This window comes from Pseudomonas sp. BF-RE-25 (assembly GCF_019956105.1).
Taxonomy (GTDB): Bacteria; Pseudomonadota; Gammaproteobacteria; order Pseudomonadales; family Pseudomonadaceae; genus Aquipseudomonas; species Aquipseudomonas migulae.
The window spans coordinates 19,271-40,687 of record NZ_JAHBDB010000047.1; the positions used below are offsets into that span (position 1 = coordinate 19,271).

Below are 21,417 nucleotides of genomic sequence, written 5' to 3' on the forward strand. Positions count from 1 at the left end.
ACTGTCACAAGTGGTGTCACAACCACTGTCACAAGTCGTTGCCAAGAGCCTTCTGAGGCCGTTAGGATGAGCTTCCTTTGCTACCTGTAGACGCTCAGTCCGTAAACCGCAGCTCCCGCGTTTCGCCCAGTAATAACGGGCGATTTAGCTCAGTCACTTCGCGGATGTAATCCCACAACAGGGTAATCCGCTTGAGCTTGCGCAGGTCCTCGCGGCAGTACATCCAGAACTGCCGGGTGATGTTGATTTCCTCCGGCAACACCGGCAGCAACCGCGGATCCTGAGCCGCAAGGAAGCACGGCAGAATCGCCAGCGAACGCCCTTGCTGCGCTGCAACGAATTGCGCAATCACGCTGGTGCTGCGCAAGTTGGCGCTGGCACCGGGCAGCACGTTCGCCAGGTACAACAGCTCCGAACTGAAGGCCAGGTCGTCGACATAACTGATAAATGAATGCTTGCCCAAGTCCGCCGGGCGCCGGATCGGTGGGTGTTTGTCCAGATAGTCCTGGGTCGCGTACAGCTGCAACCGGTAGTCACAGAGTTTGCAGCAGACGTACGGGCCATGCTCCGGACGTTCCAGGGCGATGACGATGTCCGCCTCGCGTTTGGACAGGCTGATGAAGTGCGGCAGCGGCAGGATATCCACCGAGATCGCCGGGTAGGCGTCGACGAAATGGCTCAGCTGCGGGGTGATGAAAAAGCTGCCGAACCCTTCGGTGCAACCCATCCGCACGTGACCGGACAGCGCCACGCCGGAACCGGAAACCTGTTCGCACGCCATGTGCAGCGTGCTCTCGATCGACTCGGCGTAACCCAATAAACGCTGACCCTCAGCGGTCAGGACAAAACCGCTGGTCCGGGACTTCTCGAACAACAATGTACCCAATGCCGCTTCCAGCGAGCTGATACGCCGCGACACCGTGGTGTAGTCCACCGCCAGGCGCTTGGCCGCGGTGCTGGCCTTGCGGGTGCGGGCCACTTCGAGGAAAAACTTGAGGTCATCCCAGTTCAGCGAACCTAAAGACGTGATGTTTTTTTGCATGATGGACCGGCTTTTATGTGCGTTCTTATTAGAAGTTTGCACATCTATACTCCAAAAACAGTCCGACAACCAATTCGCGACACACGCCTCATCTCAAGGCGACTTATCCGCCTTGGCTCCCTGCATAACAACAAGTCCAGGAGACCAGCATGAACGCATCGCTCACGCCCAACGAAACCACTGTCCAGAACGTCAAACTGTTGATCGACGGTGAGTGGGTCGAGTCCCAGACCACTGAGTGGCACGACATCGTCAACCCGGCGACTCAGCAAGTACTGGCCAAGGTTCCGTTTGCCACCGCCTCGGAAGTCGACGCCGCGATCAGCGCCGCCCATCGCGCCTTCCAGACCTGGAAGCTGACGCCGATCGGCGCCCGCATGCGCATCATGCTCAAGCTCCAGGCGTTGATCCGCGAACACTCCAAGCGTATCGCCGTGGTGCTCAGCAACGAGCAGGGCAAGACCATTGCCGACGCTGAAGGCGATATTTTCCGAGGCCTGGAAGTCGTCGAACACGCGTGCTCCATCGGCAGCCTGCAAATGGGCGAGTTCGCCGAGAACGTCGCAGGCGGCGTCGATACCTACACCCTGCGCCAGCCAATCGGTGTTTGCGCCGGCATCACCCCGTTCAACTTCCCGGCGATGATTCCGCTGTGGATGTTCCCGATGGCCATCGCCTGCGGCAACACCTTCGTGCTCAAACCGTCCGAGCAGGACCCGATGTCGACCATGCTGCTGGTGGAACTGGCTATCGAGGCGGGCGTTCCGGCGGGCGTGCTCAACGTGGTTCACGGCGGCAAGGACGTGGTGGACGCGCTCTGCACCCACAAAGACATCAAGGCGGTTTCCTTCGTCGGTTCGACTGCCGTCGGTACTCACGTTTATGACCTGGCCGGTAAGCACGGCAAGCGCGTGCAATCGATGATGGGCGCTAAAAACCACGCCGTGGTGCTGCCGGATGCCAACCGCGAACAAGCGCTGAATGCGCTGGTCGGTGCCGGTTTCGGTGCGGCCGGTCAGCGTTGCATGGCAACGTCGGTGGTGGTGTTGGTCGGCGCGGCCAAGCAATGGCTGCCGGACCTGAAAGCGCTGGCGCAGAAACTCAAGGTCAACGCTGGTAGCGAGCCGGGCACGGACGTTGGTCCGGTGATCTCCAAGCGTGCCAAAGCGCGGATTCTGGATCTGATCGAAAGCGGCATCAAGGAAGGCGCCAAGCTTGAGCTGGACGGTCGTGACATCACGGTTCCCGGCTACGAGAAGGGCAACTTTGTCGGTCCGACCCTGTTCTCTGGCGTGACCCCCGAGATGCAGATCTACACCCAGGAAATCTTCGGCCCGGTGCTGGTGGTGCTGGAAGTGAATACGCTCGACGAGGCCATCGCCCTGGTCAACGCCAACCCGTTCGGCAACGGCACGGGCCTGTTCACCCAAAGCGGTGCGGCGGCGCGCAAATTCCAGAACGAAATCGACGTGGGTCAGGTCGGCATCAACATTCCGATTCCGGTGCCGGTCCCGTTCTTCAGCTTCACCGGTTCGCGCGGTTCCAAGCTTGGCGACCTCGGCCCGTATGGCAAGCAAGTGGTGCAGTTCTACACTCAGACCAAGACCGTCACCAGTCGCTGGTTTGATGACGACAGCGTCAACGACGGTGTGAACACCACCATCAACTTGCGTTAAGGAGCCGGACATGAAAATCGCTTTTATCGGTCTCGGCAACATGGGCGCGCCGATGGCGCGCAACCTGATCAAGGCCGGCCACGCGCTGCGACTGGTTGATTTGAACAAAACCGTTCTGGCCGAACTGGAACAACTGGGCGGCAGCATCAGCGCGACGGCTCGTGAAGCGGCTCAAGGCGCAGAACTGGTGATCACCATGCTGCCCGCCGCTGTGCACGTGCGCAGCGTGTGGCTGGGTGAAGACGGCGTGCTCGCCGGTATCGGCAGCGGCGTACCAGCCGTGGATTGCAGCACCATCGACCCGCAAACCGCGCGTGATGTGGCGGCAGCCGCTGCCAAGCAAGGCGTGGCCATGGCCGATGCGCCGGTGTCGGGTGGCACTGGCGGTGCAGCAGCCGGGACCCTGACCTTCATGGTCGGCGCCACGCCTGAACTGTTTGCCACCCTGCAACCGGTGCTGGCGCAGATGGGTCGCAACATTGTCCATTGTGGCGAGGTCGGCACCGGGCAAATCGCCAAGATCTGCAACAACCTGCTGCTGGCGATCTCCATGGTTGGCGTCAGCGAAGCCATGGCACTCGGTGATGCACTGGGGATCGACACTGGCGTGCTGGCCGGGATCATCAACAGTTCCACGGGGCGTTGCTGGAGTTCGGAGATGTACAACCCGTGGCCGGGCATCGTCGAAACGGCACCTGCGTCGCGAGGTTATACCGGTGGTTTTGGTGCCGAGCTGATGCTCAAGGATCTGGGGCTTGCCACGGAAGCTGCGCGTCAGGCGCACCAACCGGTGGTGCTCGGCGCGGTGGCCCAGCAGTTGTATCAGGCGATGAGCCAGCGTGGGGAGGGGGGTAAAGACTTCTCGGCGATCATCAACAGCTATCGCAAACCGCAATAACGACCTGCTTCAACCTGTGGGAGCGAGCCTGCTCGCGATGGTCGTTAACGATAACGCGGGGAATCTGACCCCCCGCGTTGCTCTCGAGTTTTTCGCCAGCAAGCCGGCTCCTACAGGTGAGGTGTGTGCGCATCGACATTTACCGGGAAATCACGTCGGGTGATCTCCCGGTTTTTTTGCATCAGGCAAACACGAAATACTTGCGCACGGTTTCAACCACTTCCCACGTGCCTTTCATCCCCGGCTCGATGACGAAAATATCACCGGCACGCAGATGGATCGGCTCCTTTCCTTCCGGGGTGATGATGCAGTAACCCTCGCGGAAATCGCAGTATTCCCACTTCACGTATTCCACATACCACTTGCCCGGCGTGCAGATCCAGGTGCCCATGATCTTGCTGCCGTCTTCGCTGGTGTAGGCGTTGAGGTTGACGGTGTGCGGATCGCCTTCGAGTTTTTCCCATTTGCAGGCGTCGAGCACTGGCAGCGGGTGGGTGTCGCGAAGAACGGTAATCGGTGCGGACATGATGACTCCGAGCGTGATGGAGAACTGAAGTCGCACCCTATCGGGCTTGATGCGGCGTCAGTTGTCTGTGCTCGACATCGAGGTATCCAGAAACGCTGGATTCACTGCGCTCGCCATAAAAAACGCCCCGGCATTCATCGAATGCCGGGGCGTTTTTTTTACGCGATTACTGAGTCACAGACAGCTTTCGGTGCCTGGCCATGCGCAACCGATAGCAGCCGTAGATGAGCAACACCCACACCGGCATGGCGTACACCGAGGCGCGCACCGGCGGGATCATCCAGATAACGCAGATGATCACGGCCATGAACGCCAGGCACAGGTAGTTGGTATACGGCGACCAGAAAGCCTTGAAGCCTGGCACGATGCCGCGCTGGACCATGGCCTTGCGGAACTTCAAATGCGTGAGGCTGATCAGCGCCCAGTTGATCATCAAGGACGCGACCACCAGGGCAAACAACAACTCAAGCGCTTCATGCGGTGCGACGTAGTTGACCAGCACCGCCAGCATCGTGATCAACGCCGAAACGCCCAGTGCCAGCAACGGAACGCCTTGCTTGTTCAACTTCATCAGCACTTTGGGCGCGTCGCCTTGCTCGGCCAGGCCATAGAGCATGCGGCTGTTGCAGTACACGCCGCTGTTGTAGACCGAGAGCGCGGCGGTGAGCACCACGAAGTTGAGGATCTGCGCGGCGGTGTCGCTGCCGATCAGGGCGAAAATCTGCACGAAAGGACTGCCGCTGTAGGCGTCGCCCGAGGCGCCCAGTGTCTGCAGCAGTTGGTCCCATGGGTACAGCGACAGCAACACGGTGAGGGCGCCGACGTAGAAGATCAGCACCCGATAAACCACCTGGTTGATGGCCTTGGGAATGACCTTGCGCGGTTCGCTGGCTTCAGCGGCGGTGATGCCGACCAGTTCCAGGCCACCGAAGGAGAACATGATGAACGCCATCGCCATCAGCAAACCGTTGGTGCCATTGGGGAAGAAACCACCATGGCTCCACAGGTTGCTCACCGATGCTTGCGGGCCGCCGGTGCCGCTGAACAGCATGTAGCAGCCCAGGAGGATCATGCCGATGATGGCCACGACCTTGATGATCGCGAACCAGAACTCCATCTCGCCGAAGACTTTGACGTTCAGCGTATTGATCAGGTTGACCAACACAAAGAACACCGCCGCGCTGACCCAGGTCGGCACCTCCGGCCACCAGAACTGCACGTACTTGCCAACGGCTGTCAGCTCGGCCATGCCCACCAGCACATACAGGACCCAGTAGTTCCAGCCGGACAGGAAACCGGCAAAGCCGCCCCAGTAGTTGTGCGCGAAGTGGCTGAACGAGCCGGCCACGGGTTCCTCGACAATCATCTCGCCCAGTTGGCGCATGATCAGGAACGCGATGAAACCGGCAATCGCATAGCCGAGGATCATCGACGGTCCGGCGGACTTGAGCACTCCGGCGGAGCCCAGGAACAGCCCCGTACCAATGGCGCCGCCCAATGCGATCAGTTGAATGTGCCGATTTTTCAACCCCCGCTTGAGCGTTGCCTGTTGCAAGATTTCATCCGCCATCTGGTTCCCTTTTGGTTGTTGTGGCCAGGCTTGATTTGAAAGGGCAGATATTACTCTTCGCAGCCTTCGTCATACAGATGCCTGTTGGGCCAAACACCGGTTTTCAAAGGCTCCCGGCCCGGTTTGCAGCGCACAACGCGTCGAGCAGGGCTCTGGCGTAACCGGGCAGGCCAGCAAACGAGCGGGCGCACAGCAGCAGTTTGCGCTGCGCCCAGGCTTCCTGCAGGGCAACGTGCTTGAACGGTTGATCGACGGCCCGGCGCTCGATCGCCGCCAACGGCACAATCGCCAGCCCGGCGCCGCGAGCGACCATGCGAATCACCCCGTCGAAGCCTTCCGCCCGGATGCGGATCTGCATGCGCACGCCCGCGTGCAGCGCCTGTTCTTCGAGGTACACCGCCAGTGCGCTGTTGGCACTCAGGCCGACGTAATCGTGATGCAGCGTCTCGCTGAAGCTCGGTGTTGCGCCGTCAGCCAATGGATGCCCATGCGGCATGATCAGCACCAGCGGATCGTCGCGAAAGGGCTGGGTTTCGAGGGCGTGGGTGTCGACGGCGTCGGAGACGATGCCAAGGTCCGCCGCACCCTGATGCAGTGCATGGACGATGCGCAGGCTCGGCAATTCCTGCAGATCAATGTCGAGGTTGGGATGGCGGCAGAGGAAGTCCGCCAGCACTTCCGGCAGGTACTCGGTGATTGCCGTGGTGTTGCATAACAAACGCACCTGACCTTTGACGCCTTTGGCGTATTCGGCCAGGTCCTGCTGCATACGGTCGGCGTGTTGCAGCAGCATTCGGGCGTGTTGCGCGAGGGCTTTTCCGGCGGAAGTGGGGGTGACGCCGCGACGACCGCGTTCCAGAAAGTCGATGCCGAGCGAAGCCTCCATCGCGCGGATTCGCGCGCTTGCCGCCGCCAGGGATAAATGGCTGCGCGCGGCGCCGGCGGTGATGTTGCCGGTGTCGAGGATGTTCAGGTAGAGGCGCAGGTCGGTGAGGTCGAAGTGCATGGGTACAGCCTCGGGAAGTGTGTTGACTGGGCAGCCGCCTTCGCGGGCAAGCCTCGCTCCTACACGATTTGCGCAACCCCTGTAGGAGCGAGGCTTGCCCGCGAAGACGCCAGAAGCATCGACAACTTTTTAAGCCTCTATCAAAACAAGAGGCATCCTCAGTATATGGCGAATTTTCACACGACCAATCCAGGCGCAGGATCAGCCCATGAATACACTCGCCACGTTCTACCAAAACCTTGGTCTGGCCCTTTCTCTGCTGGTCATCGCCACCTTCCTTCTGGCCGGCATGATCAAAGGCGTGATCGGCCTCGGCCTGCCAACCATCGCCATGGGCCTGCTCGGTCTGGCTATGGCGCCGTCGCAGGCTGCCGCGCTGCTGATCATTCCAGCAACCCTGACCAACGTCTGGCAACTGGCATTCGGCGGGCATTTGCACGGGTTGGTCAGGCGGCTGTGGCCGATGCTGCTTGCAATCTTCATCGGCACCGGTGCCGGGACGGTGTGGATCGGCATGGCGGGTGGTCATTGGGTGGTGCGGGGGTTGGGCGCGGCATTGCTGCTCTATGCGTTGAGCGGTTTGTTCCTGCCGACTTTGCGCGTCAGCCGTCAGACCGAGCGCTGGCTCGGTCCGCTGTGCGGCGTGCTGACCGGCGTGATCACCTCCGCCACTGGCGTCTTCGTGATTCCGGCGGTGCCGTATCTGCAAGCACTGGGTTTGAACAAGGATGAGCTGGTGCAGGCGCTGGGCCTGTCGTTCACCGTATCGACCCTCGCCCTCGCTGCCGGCCTGTTGTGGCGCGGGGCGCTGGGCGGTGGCGAATTGAGCGCGTCATTGCTGGCGCTGATCCCGGCGGTGCTCGGCATGTTGCTCGGGCAATGGCTGCGCCAGCGGATCAGCGCCGTGCTGTTCAAGCGCGTGTTCTTCATCGGCCTCGGTTTGCTCGGCGGCCACTTGCTGATCAGCGGGTAGCGGACGACGGGCTGAGCATCTCGATGGCGCGGATATCGAAATCCTGTTCCAGGAATTCGTCGCGCTGTTCGAGGAACTGCTTCATGTGCGGCAGGTTCGAGTGCACGTCGAGGTGCGCCTGGGATTGCCAGATCTCGAAGAAGATAAACAGCGTCGGGTCCTGTTTGTCGCGCAGCATGTGGTACTCGATGCAGCCCGGCTCGGCACGACTCGCTTCGACATAGCCGCGGAAGAACGCTTCGAAGGCGTCGGATTTTTCCGGGCGGGTTTTGGCGTGCAGGATGAAGCCTTGTATTTCACTCATCAGGAGTCTCCTCAAAGTCAGAATCGGCGCCAGTTTATGGCAACAATCACCTGTTGATTCGTGCGTATAGGTCAAATGAATTTTGCGAATTCAGGGCTTATTCCGCGCGAGGCCGGTCGCTAACCTGCCGCCATCCACTTTCTGACCCTTCCGAGATTCCTCATGAAAAAAGTACTGTTGCTCAATGGCGGCAAAAAGTTTGCGCACTCCGATGGCCGCTACAACACCACCCTGCATGAAGCCGCGTTGAGCGTGCTGGATCGCGGCGGCGTTGACGTGAAAACCACCTTCATCGACGAGGGCTACGACGTCGCTGAAGAAGTGGCCAAATTCCTCTGGGCCGACGTGATCATTTATCAAATGCCGGGCTGGTGGATGGGCGCGCCGTGGACCGTGAAAAAGTACATCGACGAAGTCTTCACCGAAGGCCACGGCAGCCTCTACGCCAGTGACGGCCGCACCCGTTCCGATGCTTCGCAAAAGTACGGCAGCGGTGGTTTGGTGCAGGGCAAGCAATACATGTTGTCTCTGACCTGGAATGCGCCGCAGCAAGCCTTCGACGACCCGACCGACTTCTTCGAAGGCAAGGGCGTGGACGCGGTGTACTTCCCGTTCCACAAGGCCAACGAATTCCTTGGCATGACCGGTTTGCCGACGTTCCTGGCGGTTGATGTGATGAAACGCCCGAACATCGAAGGTGATGTGGCGCGTTATGAGCAGCACCTGAGCGAGGTGTTCGGCCTGTCGGTATAAGCGTTTAAGGCTAATATCCGTCGCAACGGCCGGAAAGATCGCAGCCTTCGGCAGCTCCTACAGGTGTACGCCAAATCATGTAGGAGCTGCCGAAGGCTGCGATCTTGGCGATTCATGCCACGCCGATAGGCAAAAGAGGACACACGTGAAAGCCAGATCCGATGAGTTGCAGATTTTCGTCTGCGTGATTGAGTGCGGATCGATTTCCGCTGCGGCCGAACAGGTCGGGCAGACGCCTTCGGCGGTCAGCCGCACATTGTCGCGGCTGGAGGCCAAGCTCGATACCACGCTGATCAACCGCACCACGCGGCGCATGGACCTGACGGAGGAGGGCAAGTATTTCTTCGAGCACGCCAAACTGATTCTCGATCAGATGGAGGAACTTGAAGAACGCCTCAGTTCACGTCAGCAAACCCCGTCCGGGCGTCTGCGGATCAACGCCGCCTCGCCGTTCATGCTGCACGCCATCGTGCCGTACATCGACGAGTTCCGCCGGCTCTACCCGGACATCCAGCTCGAACTCAACAGCAACGACCTGATCATCGACCTGCTCGAGCAAAGCACCGACATCGCCATCCGCATCGGCACGCTGGCCGACTCGACCCTGCACGCCCGCTCGCTGGGTTGCAGCCCGCTGCACATCGTCGCCAGCCCGGCTTACCTTGAGCAACACGGCACACCGCTGGTGGTCGAGGACCTGAGCGGGCACGCGCTGTTGGGCTTCACCCACAATGAAGGCCTCAACCAATGGCCGCTGCGTTATGTGCATGGTGACCGCTGGCCGATTCAGGCGTCCATCAGCGCGTCCAGCGGCGAGACGATCAGGCACCTGGCGCTGGAAGGTCAGGGCATTGCCAGCCTGTCGCATTTCATGACCATCGAAGACATCCGTGCCGGGCGCCTGAAAGTGCTGCTGGCGGATTTCAACAGCGGTTATCGCCAGCCGATCAACGCGGTCTATTACCGCAACTCGCAGCTGGCCCTGCGGATTCAGTGCTTCCTGGACTTTATCCAGGGCAAATTGGCGGTGTACGCGAATGCGGATTTTGAAGGTTGATTCATGACTCCTGCGCAAGAGTGAATTGGGTCAACGGGGATTTTTCAGTCGTGATGACTGCTTGATACTCGTTGCATCACTTATTCACGCAGGGAGTTTCTCCATGAACGTATTCGTTACCGGCGCCGCAGGTTTCATCGGCGGCTCCATCGCTACGGGCCTGGTTCGCGCTGGCCACAAGGTCACCGGCCTGGTGCGCAGCAGCGAACAAGCCAATGAACTGAGCGCGTTGGGCATCACGGCGGTCATCGGCACTCTTGACGACAGCGCACTATTGGCCGAACAGGCCCGCGCTGCCGACGCGGTGATCAACGCCGCCAGCAGCGACCATCGCGGCGCGGTGGAAGCCTTGGTCAATGCCTTGCGCGGTTCCAACAAGGTTTTCCTGCACACCAGCGGTTCGAGCATCGTCGGCGATGCGTCGGGCGGTCAGTTCGGCGACGCCATTTATTATGAAGACACGCTGCCGGAGCCTACTGTCGACAAGGCGGCCCGCGTGGCCATCGACAACCTGATCCTCGATGCGGCGAACGACGGGGTGAACTCGGCGGTCATCTGTAACACGCTGATCTACGGCCACAGCCTGGGCGTCAATCGCGACAGCGTGCAGTTGCCGCGCCTGCTGAAACAGGCACGCAAAAGTGGCGTGGTTCGGCATGTCGGCACCGGCCAGAACATCTGGTCCAACGTGCACATCGAGGACGTGGTGTCCCTGTATCTGCTGGCGCTGACCAAAAACGTACCGGGCACGTTCTATTTCGTTGAGAGCGGTGAAGCGTCGTTCGTCGACATGACCACGGCGATTGCCCAGGCGTTGAATCTCGCTGAGCCGCAAGACTGGCCGTTGAAAGACGCCGAAGCCGAGTGGGGTTATGAAATGGCCAACTACGGTTTGGGTTCCAACAGCCGGGTGCGCGGCAAGCATGCGCGGGCATTGCTGGGTTGGGTGCCGAAGCGGACTTCGGTGGTTGAGTGGATTCTTAACGAGATGGTGTGAGTTCGCTTTAGACCGCGTCGCTGCCATCGCGAGCAGGCTCGCTCCCACATTAGAACGAGTTCCTCCAGATGGAATGCGGTCGAATGTGGGAGTGAGCCTGCTCGCGATAGCTTTTTCAGCAACCCGACAACTGGCCGGGTTCTCTTCAATTCCGTACCATCCGCCCCCTCTTCCCCAGTTGTGTCCAGTCCTCCCCATGAAAGCAAACCGTCTGCGCGCCGATGTCCTGGCCGGGCTCACCACATCCTTCGCCTTATTGCCAGAATGCATCGCCTTCGCACTGGTGGCTCACCTCAATCCGCTGATGGGCCTGTACGGCGCGTTCATCATTTGCACCCTGACCGCGCTGTTCGGTGGTCGGCCGGGCATGGTGTCGGGCGCGGCCGGTTCGATGGCCGTGGTGATCGTCGCGCTGGTGGTGCAGCACGGTGTGCAGTACTTGCTCGCGACGGTGTTGCTGGGCGGGTTGATCATGCTGGCGTTCGGGTTGCTGAAACTTGGCAAACTGGTGCGGATGGTGCCGCATCCGGTGATGCTCGGCTTCGTCAACGGCCTGGCGATCATCATCGCGCTGGCACAACTGGAACACTTCAAGAGTGGTGACAACTGGCTCAGCGGCTCACCACTTTATGTGATGAGCGGATTGGTGGCGCTGACGATGGCGATCGTCTATCTGCTGCCGCGCCTGACCCGCGCCGTGCCGCCAGCGCTGGTGGCGATTCTGGGCGTCGGGCTGGCGGTGTATCTGCTCGGCTTGCCGACTCGCACCCTGGGCGACATGGCGCACATCGCCGGTGGCTTGCCGACGCTGGCCTTGCCAGACATTCCGTGGACGCTGGACACCCTGCGCATCATCGCCCCCTACGCGATATTGATGGCGCTGGTCGGCCTGCTGGAAACCCTGCTGACCCTGAACCTGACCGACGAAATCACCGAGAGCCGTGGCTTCCCGGATCGTGAGTGTGTGGCGCTGGGCGCGGCCAACATGGTCTCCGGCGTGTTTGGCGGCATGGGCGGTTGCGCGATGATCGGCCAGACCGTGATCAACCTCAGCTCCGGTGGCCGAGGTCGGCTTTCCGGTGTGGTGGCCGGCGTGCTGATTCTGCTGTTCATTTTGTTCTTGTCGCCGCTGATCGAGCGCATTCCGCTGGCCGCATTGGTCGGGGTGATGTTCGTGGTGTCGCAACAGACATTTGCCTGGGCTTCGCTGCGGGTGGTCAACAAGGTTCCGCTGAACGATGTGCTGGTGATCGTCGCCGTAACGGTCATCACGGTGTTCACCGACCTGGCCACCGCCGTGCTTTGCGGGATCATCATTGCAGCGCTCAACTTTGCCTGGCAGCAGGCCCGCGAACTGTATGCCGACAGTCACCTCGAAACCGACGGCAGCAAGCTTTACCTGCTGCATGGCACGCTGTTTTTTGCCTCGACTACACCGTTTCTAAACCAGTTCGACCCTGCCAATGACCCGTCCGTGGTGACGATTGATTGTCGTCACCTGAGCTTCGTCGACTACTCGGCCATCGCGGCGCTGAAGACCCTGCGCGAGCGTTACGCCAAGGCTGGCAAGCACCTGCGTGTGCTGCACTTGTCCGAACGCTGCAAGAAGTTGCTCAAGCGCGCACGGGTGAATCACGACTGATCTATCAATCCTCTGGGCTGCGGCCATTCCCTGTAGGAGCGAGCCTGCTCGCGAAAAACGTTCAGACAACGCGTTGATTCAGGAAGTGCGCGTTATCGTTGACGCCCATCGCCGGCAAGCCGGTCTCGCTCCTACAGGGGAATGGATGAAAGTTCGCGTGCCTGATTTTCATATTCACCGACCCCGCATATCTCTGCGCGACAACCCTTACCCCTCTACGAAAATTACTTTCACCTCGTTTGAGTTTCACGCTTCGAAATGTTTTAAGAGTTTCACAAAACTTTCGACGTGACCCTTTCGAGGAGTACCGCATGACCCTGTCCTTCGGCTATTGGCTGCTGGTATATGCCGCCATCGCCATCATCGCGCTGATCGTTCTGATCGCCCGTTACCGGCTTAATCCCTTCATCGTCATCACCCTGGTGTCCATCGGCCTGGCATTGCTGGCCGGCATGCCGCCGTCCGGCGTGGTCGGCGCCTACGAGGCCGGTGTCGGCAAGACCCTGGGGCACATTGCGCTGGTGGTGGCGCTGGGCACGATGCTCGGCAAGATGATGGCCGAGTCCGGCGGTGCCGAGCAGGTGGCGCGCACCTTGATCGACCGTTTCGGCGAGAAGAACGCGCATTGGGCGATGGTCTGCATTGCGTTTCTGGTCGGGCTGCCGCTGTTCTTCGAAGTCGGTTTTGTGTTGCTGGTGCCGATTGCGTTTACCGTGGCGCGCCGGGTCGGTGTGTCGATCCTGATGGTCGGTTTGCCGATGGTCGCCGGGCTCTCGGTGGTGCATGCCCTGGTGCCGCCGCACCCGGCGGCGATGCTGGCGGTGCAGGTGTATCAGGCGTCGGTGGGGCAGACGTTGATGTATGCGATTTTGATCGGCATTCCGACGGCGATTATTGCCGGCCCGCTGTACGCCAAGTTCATCGTGCCGCGCATTCAACTGCCGGCGGAAAACCCGCTGGAACGCCAGTTCCTCGAGCGCGAACCGCGCGACAGCCTGCCGGGTTTCGGCATCACCATGGCGACCATCCTGTTGCCGGTGCTGTTGATGCTGATCGGCGGTTGGGCCAACCTGATTTCCACGCCGGGCAGCGGTTTCAACCAGTTTTTGCTGTTCATCGGCAACTCGGTGATCGCGCTGTTGCTGGCGACCTTGCTGAGCTTCTGGACCCTCGGCCTCGCCCAGGGCTTCAACCGTGAATCGATCCTCAAATTCACCAACGAATGCCTGGCACCGACCGCCAGCATCACCTTGCTGGTCGGCGCCGGTGGCGGTTTGAACCGGATCCTGGTGGACGCCGGGGTCACCGACCAGATCGTCAGCCTGGCCCACGAATTTCACCTGTCGCCGCTGCTGATGGGCTGGCTGTTCGCCGCGTTGATGCGCATCGCCACCGGTTCCGCCACCGTGGCCATGACCACCGCTTCCGGCATCGTGGCGCCGGTGGCCATCGGTCTGGGTTATCCGCACCCGGAGTTGCTGGTGCTGGCGACCGGCGCCGGGTCGGTGATCTTTTCCCACGTCAACGACGGCGGCTTCTGGTTGATCAAGGAATACTTCAACATGAGCGTCACCCAGACGTTCAAGACCTGGACCGTGCTGGAGACCATTATTTCGCTGGTCGCCTTCGCGCTGACCGTGGGTCTTTCTTACCTGATTTAACCGGAGCCGCCTGCCATGGACATCCTCTACCAGATCCGCGCCCGTCAGGACTCCTTCAGCGCCGGCGAAGGACGTATCGCGCGACTGATGCTCGACGACGTAGGATTTGCCTCTGCCGCCAGCCTCGACGAGCTGGCGCTGAGAGCGGAAGTCAGCACCGCCACACTGTCGCGTTTCGCCCGTACGGTGGGGTGCCGCGACTTGCGCGACCTGCGCCTGCAACTGGCGCAGGCCAGCGGCGTCGGCAGCCGTTTTCTCGACCCGGCGGGCACGCCCGATCAGTCTGCGTTCTATGGGCAGATCGTCGGCGATATCGAGTCGACGTTGCGTCAGCACCTGTCGGCGTTCGACGAGTCGCGCTTCGCCGACGCGGTGAAACTGTTGGGCAAGGCGCGGATGATTCACGCCTTTGGCATGGGCGGTTGCTCGACCTTGTGCAGCGATGAACTGCAAGTGCGGCTGGTGCGTTTCGGCTACCCGATTTCGGTGTGTCACGACCCGGTGATGATGCGGGTCACCGCAGCCAGCCTCAGTGCCGAGCACGTGGTCATCGTCTGCTCGCTGACCGGCATCACCCCTGAGTTGCTCGAAACGGTGGAACTGGCCCGTAACTACGGCGCAAGGATTCTGGCCATCACACGCAGCGACTCGCCGTTGGCGCAACTGGCCGACATCGTGCTGCCACTGCAAAGTGCGGAAACCTCGTTCATCTACAAACCCACGGCGGCGCGCTACGGCATGTTGCTGGCCATCGACGTGCTCGCAACCGAGCTGGCGCTGGCCAATCCTGAAGACAATCAAGAACGTCTGCGGCGGATCAAACTCGCCCTCGACGATTACCGCGGCGGCGACGATCACTTGCCGCTGGGAGACTGACATGATGTACGACACGCTGATTCGCAACGCCCTGATCATCGACGGCAGCAACGCCCCCGGTTACCCCGCCGACGTGGCGATTCTGCACGGCCGCATCGAGCGCATCGGCGACCTGCACGACGCCACTGCCAGCGAAGTAATCGACGCCGCCGGCCGAGTGCTGGCGCCGGGTTTCATCGACGTGCACACCCACGACGACACGGTGGTGATCCGCCAGCCGCAAATGCTGCCCAAGCTCAGCCAGGGCGTGACCACGGTGATCGTCGGCAACTGCGGGATCAGCGCTTCGCCGGTGAGTTTGAAGGGCGATCCGCCAGACCCGATGAACCTGCTCGGCACCTCGGCGGCCTTTGTTTACCCGACGTTTCGCGACTACCGCGCGGCGGTCGAAGCAGCGAACACCACGTTGAACGTCGCCGCCCTGGTCGGCCACACCGCGTTGCGCAGCAATCACCTCGACGACCTGTTTCGCACGGCCACGCCGGATGAAATCAGCGCGATGCGTGAGCAACTGCGCGAAAGCCTTGAAGCCGGCGCGTTGGGTCTGTCCACTGGTCTGGCGTACGCCAGCGCGTTCTCGGCTTCCACCGATGAAGTGATGCAACTGACCGAAGAACTGACCTCGTTCGGCGCGGTGTACACCACCCATTTGCGCAGCGAATTCGAGCCCGTGCTGGAGGCCATGGACGAGGCGTTCCAGATCGGCCGTCATGCGCAATCACCGGTGATCATTTCCCACCTCAAATGTGCCGGCGCCGGTAACTGGGGGCGCAGTCCGCAACTGTTGGCCTCACTTGAAGAGGCCGCGAAAACCCACCCGGTGGGCTGCGATTGTTATCCCTACGCGGCGAGCTCTTCGACCCTGGACCTCAAGCAAGTCACCGACGCTCATCGCATCACCATCACCTGGTCCACGCCGCACCCGGAACTCGGTGGCCGCGACCTGATGGATATCGCCGCCGAGTGGAACGTTCCGCTGCTGGAGGCCGCTCGCCGGCTGCAACCGGCTGGCGCGGTGTACTACGGAATGGACGAGTCGGATGTACGAAGCATCCTCGCGCATCCGCTGTCGATGGTCGGTTCCGACGGCTTGCCGGAAGACCCGTTCCCGCATCCACGTTTGTGGGGCGCTTTCCCACGCGTCCTCGGACATTTCAGTCGCGATGTCGGGCTGTTTCCGCTGCACACCGCGGTACACAAAATGACTGGGTTGTCCGCGGCGCGATTCGGCTTGAAGGAACGCGGTGAAATCCGTGAAGGGCATTGGGCCGACCTGGTGTTGTTCGATCCTGCAACCATTCGTGATGTCGCGGATTTCAACGATCCGCAGCGGGCGGCAGAAGGCATCGACGGGGTGTGGGTCAACGGTGTGTTGAGTTACAGCGAAGGGCAGGCTAACGGGAAACGGGAAGGGCGGTTCCTGGCGCGGGAAGGCGATTTGCGCGCAGGTTTTCAGGGCTTGCACCGTCCCCTGTAGGAGCTGGCTTGCCAGCGATGGCGATGGATCAGTCGACAAATCTTTTGAACTGCTTCACGTGATGGCACATTGCAATTAAAGAAAGCCATCGCCAAGCCGAAGCGCTGACACTAGCCCGGCTACACTCTGGGCCTTACCAGTCTGGGAGCAACTTGATGAGCTTCGGCAAAACCACCCCGATCCTGCGGATTTTCGACGAAAACAAGGCCGTGGAGTTCTACGTCGACTTCCTCGGCTTCAAGATCGACTGGCAGCACCGTTTCGAGCCGAATTTCCCGCTGTACCTGCAAGTCTCCCGCGGCGAATGCGTGTTGCACCTGTCGGAACATCACGGCGACAGCACACCGGGCTCGGCGCTGCGCATCGAGACCGATGAGCTGGAGGCGTTTCAGCAGCAATTGCTGGCCAAGGACTACACGTTTTCACACCCACAGATTCAGGCCATGCCGTGGGGCAGCCAGGACATGACCATCGCTGATCCGTTCGGGAATCGGTTGGTGTTTACCAATGCGATTAGTGTGTAACGCGGCAGGAAAAATCACGCCTCGTGATAGTGTCGTCCGTTCAATTTCGACGAGCACAGGAGGCGCTTATGGCCAGCATTACCATTGGCAATCTTGATCAGCAGATCTACGAGCAATTGCGAATCGCGGCAGAGAGTAATTGCCGTTCAGTTGAAGAGGAGGCTCTCTTCATCTTGAGGAAAGCGCTCGACCCGAATGGTCGTACCTGCGGTTTGGGGAGTCGAATCAATAATCGATTCAGAGAGAGTGGTGGTATCGAGTTAGATCTACCCCTTCGTTAAGGCGGTGAAGGCGAGGCTAAGGGCTGATCCCAGGTATCCGTTGTCTGTTCGATTGCATTCGCGGGCAAGCCTCGCTCCTACAGGGTTGATGTTGTTCAGATGATTTTCCGAACGACATCAACCCTGTAGGAGCGAGGCTTGCCCGCGAATGGGCCTTTGCTTCACCGCAACGTGAACGTCAAACCCTGAAGTGACTCACCATCATCTGCAACTGATTCCCCAACCGCGCCAGTTCAACACTGGATTTAGCGGTTTCGTCGCTGGCAGCGGCGGTCTGTTCGGACACGTCGCGTACGTTGATGATGCTGCGGCTGATCTCTTCGGCCACGGCGCTTTGCTGTTCGGCGGCGGCAGCGATCTGCTGGTTCATCGACTGGATGTTGGACACAGTGCGGGTGATGTTTTCCAGTGATACGCCGGCCTTGCGGGTCAGGGCGACGCTGCTGTCGGTGAGGGCGCGGCTGTTGTTCATCACGGCGGACACTTGTTGCGTGCCGTTCTGCAAACCGGCCACCAGGCCTTCGATTTCCTCGGTGGATTTCTGCGTACGCTGGGCCAGGCCACGCACTTCGTCGGCCACCACGGCAAAACCACGACCGGCTTCACCGGCGCGCGCTGCTTCGATAGCGGCGTTGAGTGCCAGCAGGTTGGTCTGTTCGGCCACGGCCTTGATCACGTCCATGACGCTGCCGATCTTGTCGCTTTCGTGTTGCAGCACGCTCATGGCTTCGGTGGAACGCACCACTTCGCTGGCCAGGCGCTCGATCTGGGCGATGGCTTCGTTGACCACTTTGTCGCCTTCGCGGGCTTCGCCGTCGGCGGCGGCCGCTGCTTGTGACGCTTCTTCGGCATTGCGCGCGACTTCCTGCACGGTGGCGGTCATCTCGTGCATGGCGGTGGCCACCTGATCGGTCTCGATCTTCTGGCTGTTAACGCCGGCGCTGGTCTGCCCGGTCACAGCGGACAACTCTTCGGCGGCGCTGGCGATCTGGGTAACGCCGTCGCGGATACCGCTGATCAGGTCACGCAGGGTCACGCCCATGCGCGCGATGCCTTGTTGCAATACGCCGAGTTCATCGCGGCGGGTCACTTTGACGTCCTGGGACAGGTCGCCGCCGGCGATGCGCTCGACCACTGCCAGCGTGTCGCGCAGCGGGCGGGTGATCTGACGGGTGATGATGACGGCAGCAATGATCCCGACCAGCAACGCCAGCAAGGTGCTGATCAGTTGCAGAGTGCGGGCTTGTGCGCTTTCGGCGTCACGACGGTCGAGCTGGATCTGATACAGCTGCTCGCTGAGGGTCACGATGGCGGCGCCCTGATCGGTCATTTCCTTGCGCGCCTGCACAGCATCGTTGCTCGCGGCCTTATAGGCCTGCAAAGCGCTGCGGTAATTGCTCAATGCCGTTTCCAGCTGACGCAACTCGTCCAGCATCGTGTCGGCGAATTGCACATTGAGTTGTTTCAGGCTGGCGATGGCCGCATCCAGTTGGCCGACGGCTTTCTGCTCGGTCTCGGCGTTGGTGGTCGCGGTATAACCACGCACTTCGTAACGGGCCAGCATGAACGCTTCCTTGGCGGCGGTGATGGCCTGGAATTGTTCGAAGCGCTGATCGCTCAACGGCATTTGTTGTACACGGGTACTGATGGCGTTGATCAGCGAATTCGCGTTTTCCGCGTTGGTACCCATGGCGTCGCGCGCGCTGTTGCCGGAACGGTAGGCGCTGCGCATTTTGTTCAGGGACGTTTTGTACGCGTCAATTTGCGTACCTTGCTCTTTGAGCAACTTGAGGTTTTCCGGGCTCTTGAACTTCACCAGCAGCGCTTGTTGCTGAGCGGCAAACGCATCCAGGGTGGTCTGGACGTTCTGCGCGGTGGTTTCATCGCCGTTGGTCAGCATGTATTGCAGGCGAACCACACGCAGTTTGGTCAGGCCGGCATTGAGCTGGGTGATGTCACTCATCCAGTTGCTGCGGTCAATCAGGCTGCCCAGGCTCGTCCAGCCGGTCAGGGCGAGGACGCAGGTCAGTGCCAGGACCAGGCCAAACCCCAGGCCCAGTTTCATGTTCACGCTGATGTTGCCGAACCAGCTATTCATCAAATTCCTCCAGGAACGTTGCGCTTTTGGTCGTCGGTTGGCTGGAAGATTGTTGTTTTTGGTAGCCAAGGGTGTGTAGCAGGTCTGTATCGGCAGCAATCGCGAGAGCTGAAAGGATTTTGTCAGACGGTTCTGTAACAAAAGTTTTTGCAGGGGGCTTAAGCTTTTTTTCACATGGGTTTCACCGGCTGCCGACGCGAGCCTCTCTACCCTCGCGGCATCGAATGTAAGTGATGCATGCCGGTGAGGCGGCCTGATGTGGAATTGAGACTGAGTCTGTTCGGGGTCAAACGCTCGATTGATCTGAGCCGTTTTACCCGCTATCGAAACACTGCAGTGGTACTCGCCTCGGCGCTGTTGGTGATCCCGTTGACCGTCTGGCTGTTGCGGCCTGCCGCCGTTCCGGACCTGGCCCATGGCAATGTCGCGGGTGCCCGGGCGTTGTTATCCGGTTGGGCCAAGGGCGACATGATTGTGCTGGTGCGCCATGTCGAGCGCTGCGATCACTCGACGGCCGCGTGTCTGACGGGCAATGACGGCATCACGGATCGTTCGCGCAGCGTCGCCGTGAGTGTCGGTGCGCAATTCGAAAGGCTCGGCCTGGGCGAGGCTGACATTTACAACAGCCCGATGATGCGGACCGCGCAGACGGCCTCCTACATGTTCAACAAGGTGAGTACCCATGAGGAGTGGTTGATCAATTGCAAGGGCACTATGTTGCGTGACGCGCTGGCGCACAAAGTGCCAGGGCGTAATCTGATTCTGGTGACCCACAGTGAATGCATGGCGCAGATCGAGAAAGGCCTCAAGCTGCCGACGGCCACTCTTGGCTATGGCGCCTCTTTGTTTATCTCCGCCGAATCGCTACAGGCGCCGCGAATGCTTGGTTACATCGAGGCTTCCGACTGGCGCTCGGTGACCAGCCAATGAGTAATCCCATGCGTTTTTACTACTTCAACTTCGGTATTCCACTGGCCTGCGCAGCCGCCGTTTTTCTGATGTTCGACATGACCAAAATCGACATCGCGTTCAGTAATCTTTTTTTTGATCCGCTGACCCAGACCTTCCCGCTCGACCAGGTTCACTTCTTTGAAAAGCTCACCCATAAATGGGCGCGCATCATTCCGAACTGGACTGCTGAAATTGCCTTGATCGGCGCGATGCTGTCGTTTGTCTGGCCGCTGATCAACCCGCAAAAGCGACCGCGTCTTGGCCGATTCCTGGAGCGGAGCAAAGCCGCTCCGGTGCTGAAGTTTGCCTATGACCATCGTCGGGATTTTCTGTTTGTGGTGTTCGCGTTCGCCATTTGCACCGGGGTGATCCATTTCCTCAAGGCGCACACCAGCGTGTATTGCCCAATTGAGACGACCCTGTATGGCGGGAAAATTGCTCACATGGAGTGGTACGAAAACTTCCAACTGTTCAGGGAAGCCGGTGAGGGGCGCTGCTGGCCGGGCGGGCATGCTTCGGGCGGGTTCACCATGCTGGCGTTGTACTTCGTGGCGCGCCGCTATCGCTGGCGCTATTCGAAAGCGCTGATGTACGGCTCGCTGCTGCTCGGTTTTGTCTACGGCACGACACGGGTCCTGCAAGGCTGGCACTACATGTCCCACACGTTTTGGGCCGGGATCTTCGTGTGGCTGGCGTGTTTGCTGACGGCGTTGGCGTTTTATGGGCGAGCGCGGCTGGATGTGCCGGTGGATCAGATGACATCACTGTCGGCTGGTCGTCCGTCATCGCGAGCAGGCTCGCTCCCGCAAGGGAACGCGGTCCAGTGTGGGAGCGAGCCTGCTCGCGATTAACGATGACGCGGTATGCCTGCCTACTCCTGCGGATCAACGTTATCCAGTGCCTGGTTCACTGCCAGCTCCGCCAGCATGATGATTTGCGCAATGGCCAGCGCGGTGTTGCGCTGTGAACCATCGAGGTAGGTGGCTAAATCGCTGGTCATGACGCTGGCGGATGCCAATGACTCGCAGGCATGGGCGAGGAGGTTTTCAGTGCCGATGTCGGGAAGGATCGTGAAGAAGGGGCTGGGGCGGTATGGGGAGGTAGT

At 60.4% G+C, this 21,417-nt stretch carries 21 protein-coding genes and 1 pseudogene; 14 read left to right on the forward strand and 8 right to left on the reverse strand.

Annotated features, from left to right (window positions below; genetic code table 11):
* Positions 1 to 94: 94 nt before the first annotated feature.
* A complete protein-coding gene (locus KGB24_RS20925) occupies positions 95 to 1,042 on the reverse strand; it encodes a LysR family transcriptional regulator (RefSeq protein ID WP_008024087.1) in 948 nt (315 codons plus the stop codon).
* A gap of 149 nt (positions 1,043 to 1,191) precedes the next feature.
* Here KGB24_RS20925 and KGB24_RS20930 point away from each other — a divergent pair, with 149 nt between their 5' ends.
* Both KGB24_RS20930 and mmsB read left to right on the forward strand, forming a co-directional pair.
* The gene (locus tag KGB24_RS20930; RefSeq protein ID WP_008024085.1) at positions 1,192 to 2,718 is read left to right on the forward strand and encodes a CoA-acylating methylmalonate-semialdehyde dehydrogenase; all 1,527 of its coding nucleotides are present in this window, start codon (positions 1,192 to 1,194) and stop codon (positions 2,716 to 2,718) included.
* 10 nt (positions 2,719 to 2,728) lie between these two features.
* On the forward strand, positions 2,729 to 3,616 hold the full coding sequence (gene mmsB / locus KGB24_RS20935) for a 3-hydroxyisobutyrate dehydrogenase (RefSeq protein WP_223415912.1): 888 nt from the start codon (positions 2,729 to 2,731) through the stop codon (positions 3,614 to 3,616).
* 181 nt (positions 3,617 to 3,797) lie between these two features.
* Here mmsB and KGB24_RS20945 read toward each other — a convergent pair whose 3' ends face one another.
* From KGB24_RS20945 to KGB24_RS20955, 3 genes are all read right to left on the reverse strand, one after another.
* Positions 3,798 to 4,142: a cupin domain-containing protein gene (locus KGB24_RS20945; RefSeq protein ID WP_008024653.1), complete on the reverse strand. Its 345-nt coding sequence runs from the start codon at positions 4,140 to 4,142 to the stop codon at positions 3,798 to 3,800.
* A gap of 166 nt (positions 4,143 to 4,308) precedes the next feature.
* On the reverse strand, positions 4,309 to 5,712 hold the full coding sequence (locus KGB24_RS20950; protein ID WP_008024654.1) for an amino acid permease: 1,404 nt from the start codon (positions 5,710 to 5,712) through the stop codon (positions 4,309 to 4,311).
* Between the two features lie 103 nt (positions 5,713 to 5,815).
* Complete coding sequence (locus tag KGB24_RS20955; RefSeq protein ID WP_223415913.1) at positions 5,816 to 6,718, reverse strand: LysR substrate-binding domain-containing protein; 903 nt, start codon at positions 6,716 to 6,718, stop codon at positions 5,816 to 5,818.
* Between the two features lie 208 nt (positions 6,719 to 6,926).
* Between KGB24_RS20955 and KGB24_RS20960 the strand changes: the two genes are divergently transcribed.
* The gene (locus KGB24_RS20960) at positions 6,927 to 7,691 is read left to right on the forward strand and encodes a sulfite exporter TauE/SafE family protein (protein ID WP_223415914.1); all 765 of its coding nucleotides are present in this window, start codon (positions 6,927 to 6,929) and stop codon (positions 7,689 to 7,691) included.
* On the opposite strand, the gene KGB24_RS20965 is transcribed toward KGB24_RS20960, so the two are convergent.
* On the reverse strand, positions 7,681 to 7,995 hold the full coding sequence (locus tag KGB24_RS20965) for a putative quinol monooxygenase (protein ID WP_008024657.1): 315 nt from the start codon (positions 7,993 to 7,995) through the stop codon (positions 7,681 to 7,683). The two genes, KGB24_RS20960 and KGB24_RS20965, sit on opposite strands and share 11 nt — an antisense overlap.
* Positions 7,996 to 8,157: 162 nt before the next feature.
* Here KGB24_RS20965 and KGB24_RS20970 point away from each other — a divergent pair, with 162 nt between their 5' ends.
* The 9 genes from KGB24_RS20970 (at position 8,158) to KGB24_RS21010 (ending at position 17,263) form a co-directional block, all read left to right on the forward strand.
* Complete coding sequence (locus tag KGB24_RS20970) at positions 8,158 to 8,748, forward strand: NAD(P)H-dependent oxidoreductase (RefSeq protein WP_223415915.1); 591 nt, start codon at positions 8,158 to 8,160, stop codon at positions 8,746 to 8,748.
* Between the two features lie 145 nt (positions 8,749 to 8,893).
* The gene (locus KGB24_RS20975) at positions 8,894 to 9,805 is read left to right on the forward strand and encodes a LysR family transcriptional regulator (RefSeq protein WP_008024659.1); all 912 of its coding nucleotides are present in this window, start codon (positions 8,894 to 8,896) and stop codon (positions 9,803 to 9,805) included.
* Between the two features lie 103 nt (positions 9,806 to 9,908).
* Positions 9,909 to 10,802 carry an NAD-dependent epimerase/dehydratase family protein gene (locus tag KGB24_RS20980; RefSeq protein WP_223415916.1) on the forward strand — a complete coding sequence of 298 codons (894 nt, stop codon included), beginning with the start codon at positions 9,909 to 9,911 and terminating at the stop codon, positions 10,800 to 10,802.
* A gap of 196 nt (positions 10,803 to 10,998) precedes the next feature.
* Positions 10,999 to 12,444, forward strand: a complete 1,446-nt coding sequence (locus tag KGB24_RS20985; RefSeq protein WP_192417450.1) for a SulP family inorganic anion transporter — start codon at positions 10,999 to 11,001, stop codon at positions 12,442 to 12,444.
* A gap of 311 nt (positions 12,445 to 12,755) precedes the next feature.
* Positions 12,756 to 14,105 (forward strand): gluconate:H+ symporter, encoded by a 1,350-nt coding sequence (locus KGB24_RS20990; protein WP_192227665.1) that lies wholly within the window; start codon positions 12,756 to 12,758, stop codon positions 14,103 to 14,105.
* Between the two features lie 15 nt (positions 14,106 to 14,120).
* The gene (locus tag KGB24_RS20995) at positions 14,121 to 14,981 is read left to right on the forward strand and encodes a MurR/RpiR family transcriptional regulator (RefSeq protein WP_008029861.1); all 861 of its coding nucleotides are present in this window, start codon (positions 14,121 to 14,123) and stop codon (positions 14,979 to 14,981) included.
* A gap of 1 nt (position 14,982) precedes the next feature.
* Positions 14,983 to 16,458 carry an N-acyl-D-amino-acid deacylase family protein gene (locus tag KGB24_RS21000; protein ID WP_223415917.1) on the forward strand — a complete coding sequence of 492 codons (1,476 nt, stop codon included), beginning with the start codon at positions 14,983 to 14,985 and terminating at the stop codon, positions 16,456 to 16,458.
* Positions 16,459 to 16,613: 155 nt separating this feature from the next.
* Positions 16,614 to 16,982 (forward strand): glyoxalase superfamily protein, encoded by a 369-nt coding sequence (locus tag KGB24_RS21005; RefSeq protein WP_008036566.1) that lies wholly within the window; start codon positions 16,614 to 16,616, stop codon positions 16,980 to 16,982.
* A gap of 68 nt (positions 16,983 to 17,050) precedes the next feature.
* Positions 17,051 to 17,263 carry a FitA-like ribbon-helix-helix domain-containing protein gene (locus tag KGB24_RS21010; protein WP_223415918.1) on the forward strand — a complete coding sequence of 71 codons (213 nt, stop codon included), beginning with the start codon at positions 17,051 to 17,053 and terminating at the stop codon, positions 17,261 to 17,263.
* 178 nt (positions 17,264 to 17,441) lie between these two features.
* On the opposite strand, the gene KGB24_RS29450 is transcribed toward KGB24_RS21010, so the two are convergent.
* The gene (locus KGB24_RS29450; protein WP_411736724.1) at positions 17,442 to 18,305 is read right to left on the reverse strand and encodes a methyl-accepting chemotaxis protein; all 864 of its coding nucleotides are present in this window, start codon (positions 18,303 to 18,305) and stop codon (positions 17,442 to 17,444) included.
* Between the two features lie 42 nt (positions 18,306 to 18,347).
* Positions 18,348 to 19,361: pseudogene (locus tag KGB24_RS29455) on the reverse strand (methyl-accepting chemotaxis protein); the annotation flags it as partial.
* 258 nt (positions 19,362 to 19,619) lie between these two features.
* On the opposite strand from KGB24_RS29455, the gene KGB24_RS21020 reads away from it, so the two are divergent.
* Positions 19,620 to 20,291, forward strand: a complete 672-nt coding sequence (locus KGB24_RS21020; RefSeq protein ID WP_223415919.1) for a histidine phosphatase family protein — start codon at positions 19,620 to 19,622, stop codon at positions 20,289 to 20,291.
* A gap of 8 nt (positions 20,292 to 20,299) precedes the next feature.
* Complete coding sequence (locus tag KGB24_RS21025; protein ID WP_223415920.1) at positions 20,300 to 21,163, forward strand: phosphatase PAP2 family protein; 864 nt, start codon at positions 20,300 to 20,302, stop codon at positions 21,161 to 21,163.
* Between the two features lie 20 nt (positions 21,164 to 21,183).
* On the opposite strand, the gene KGB24_RS21030 is transcribed toward KGB24_RS21025, so the two are convergent.
* The coding region (locus KGB24_RS21030) for a DUF6124 family protein (protein ID WP_223474860.1) at positions 21,184 to 21,417 on the reverse strand (234 nt) is incomplete at its 5' end.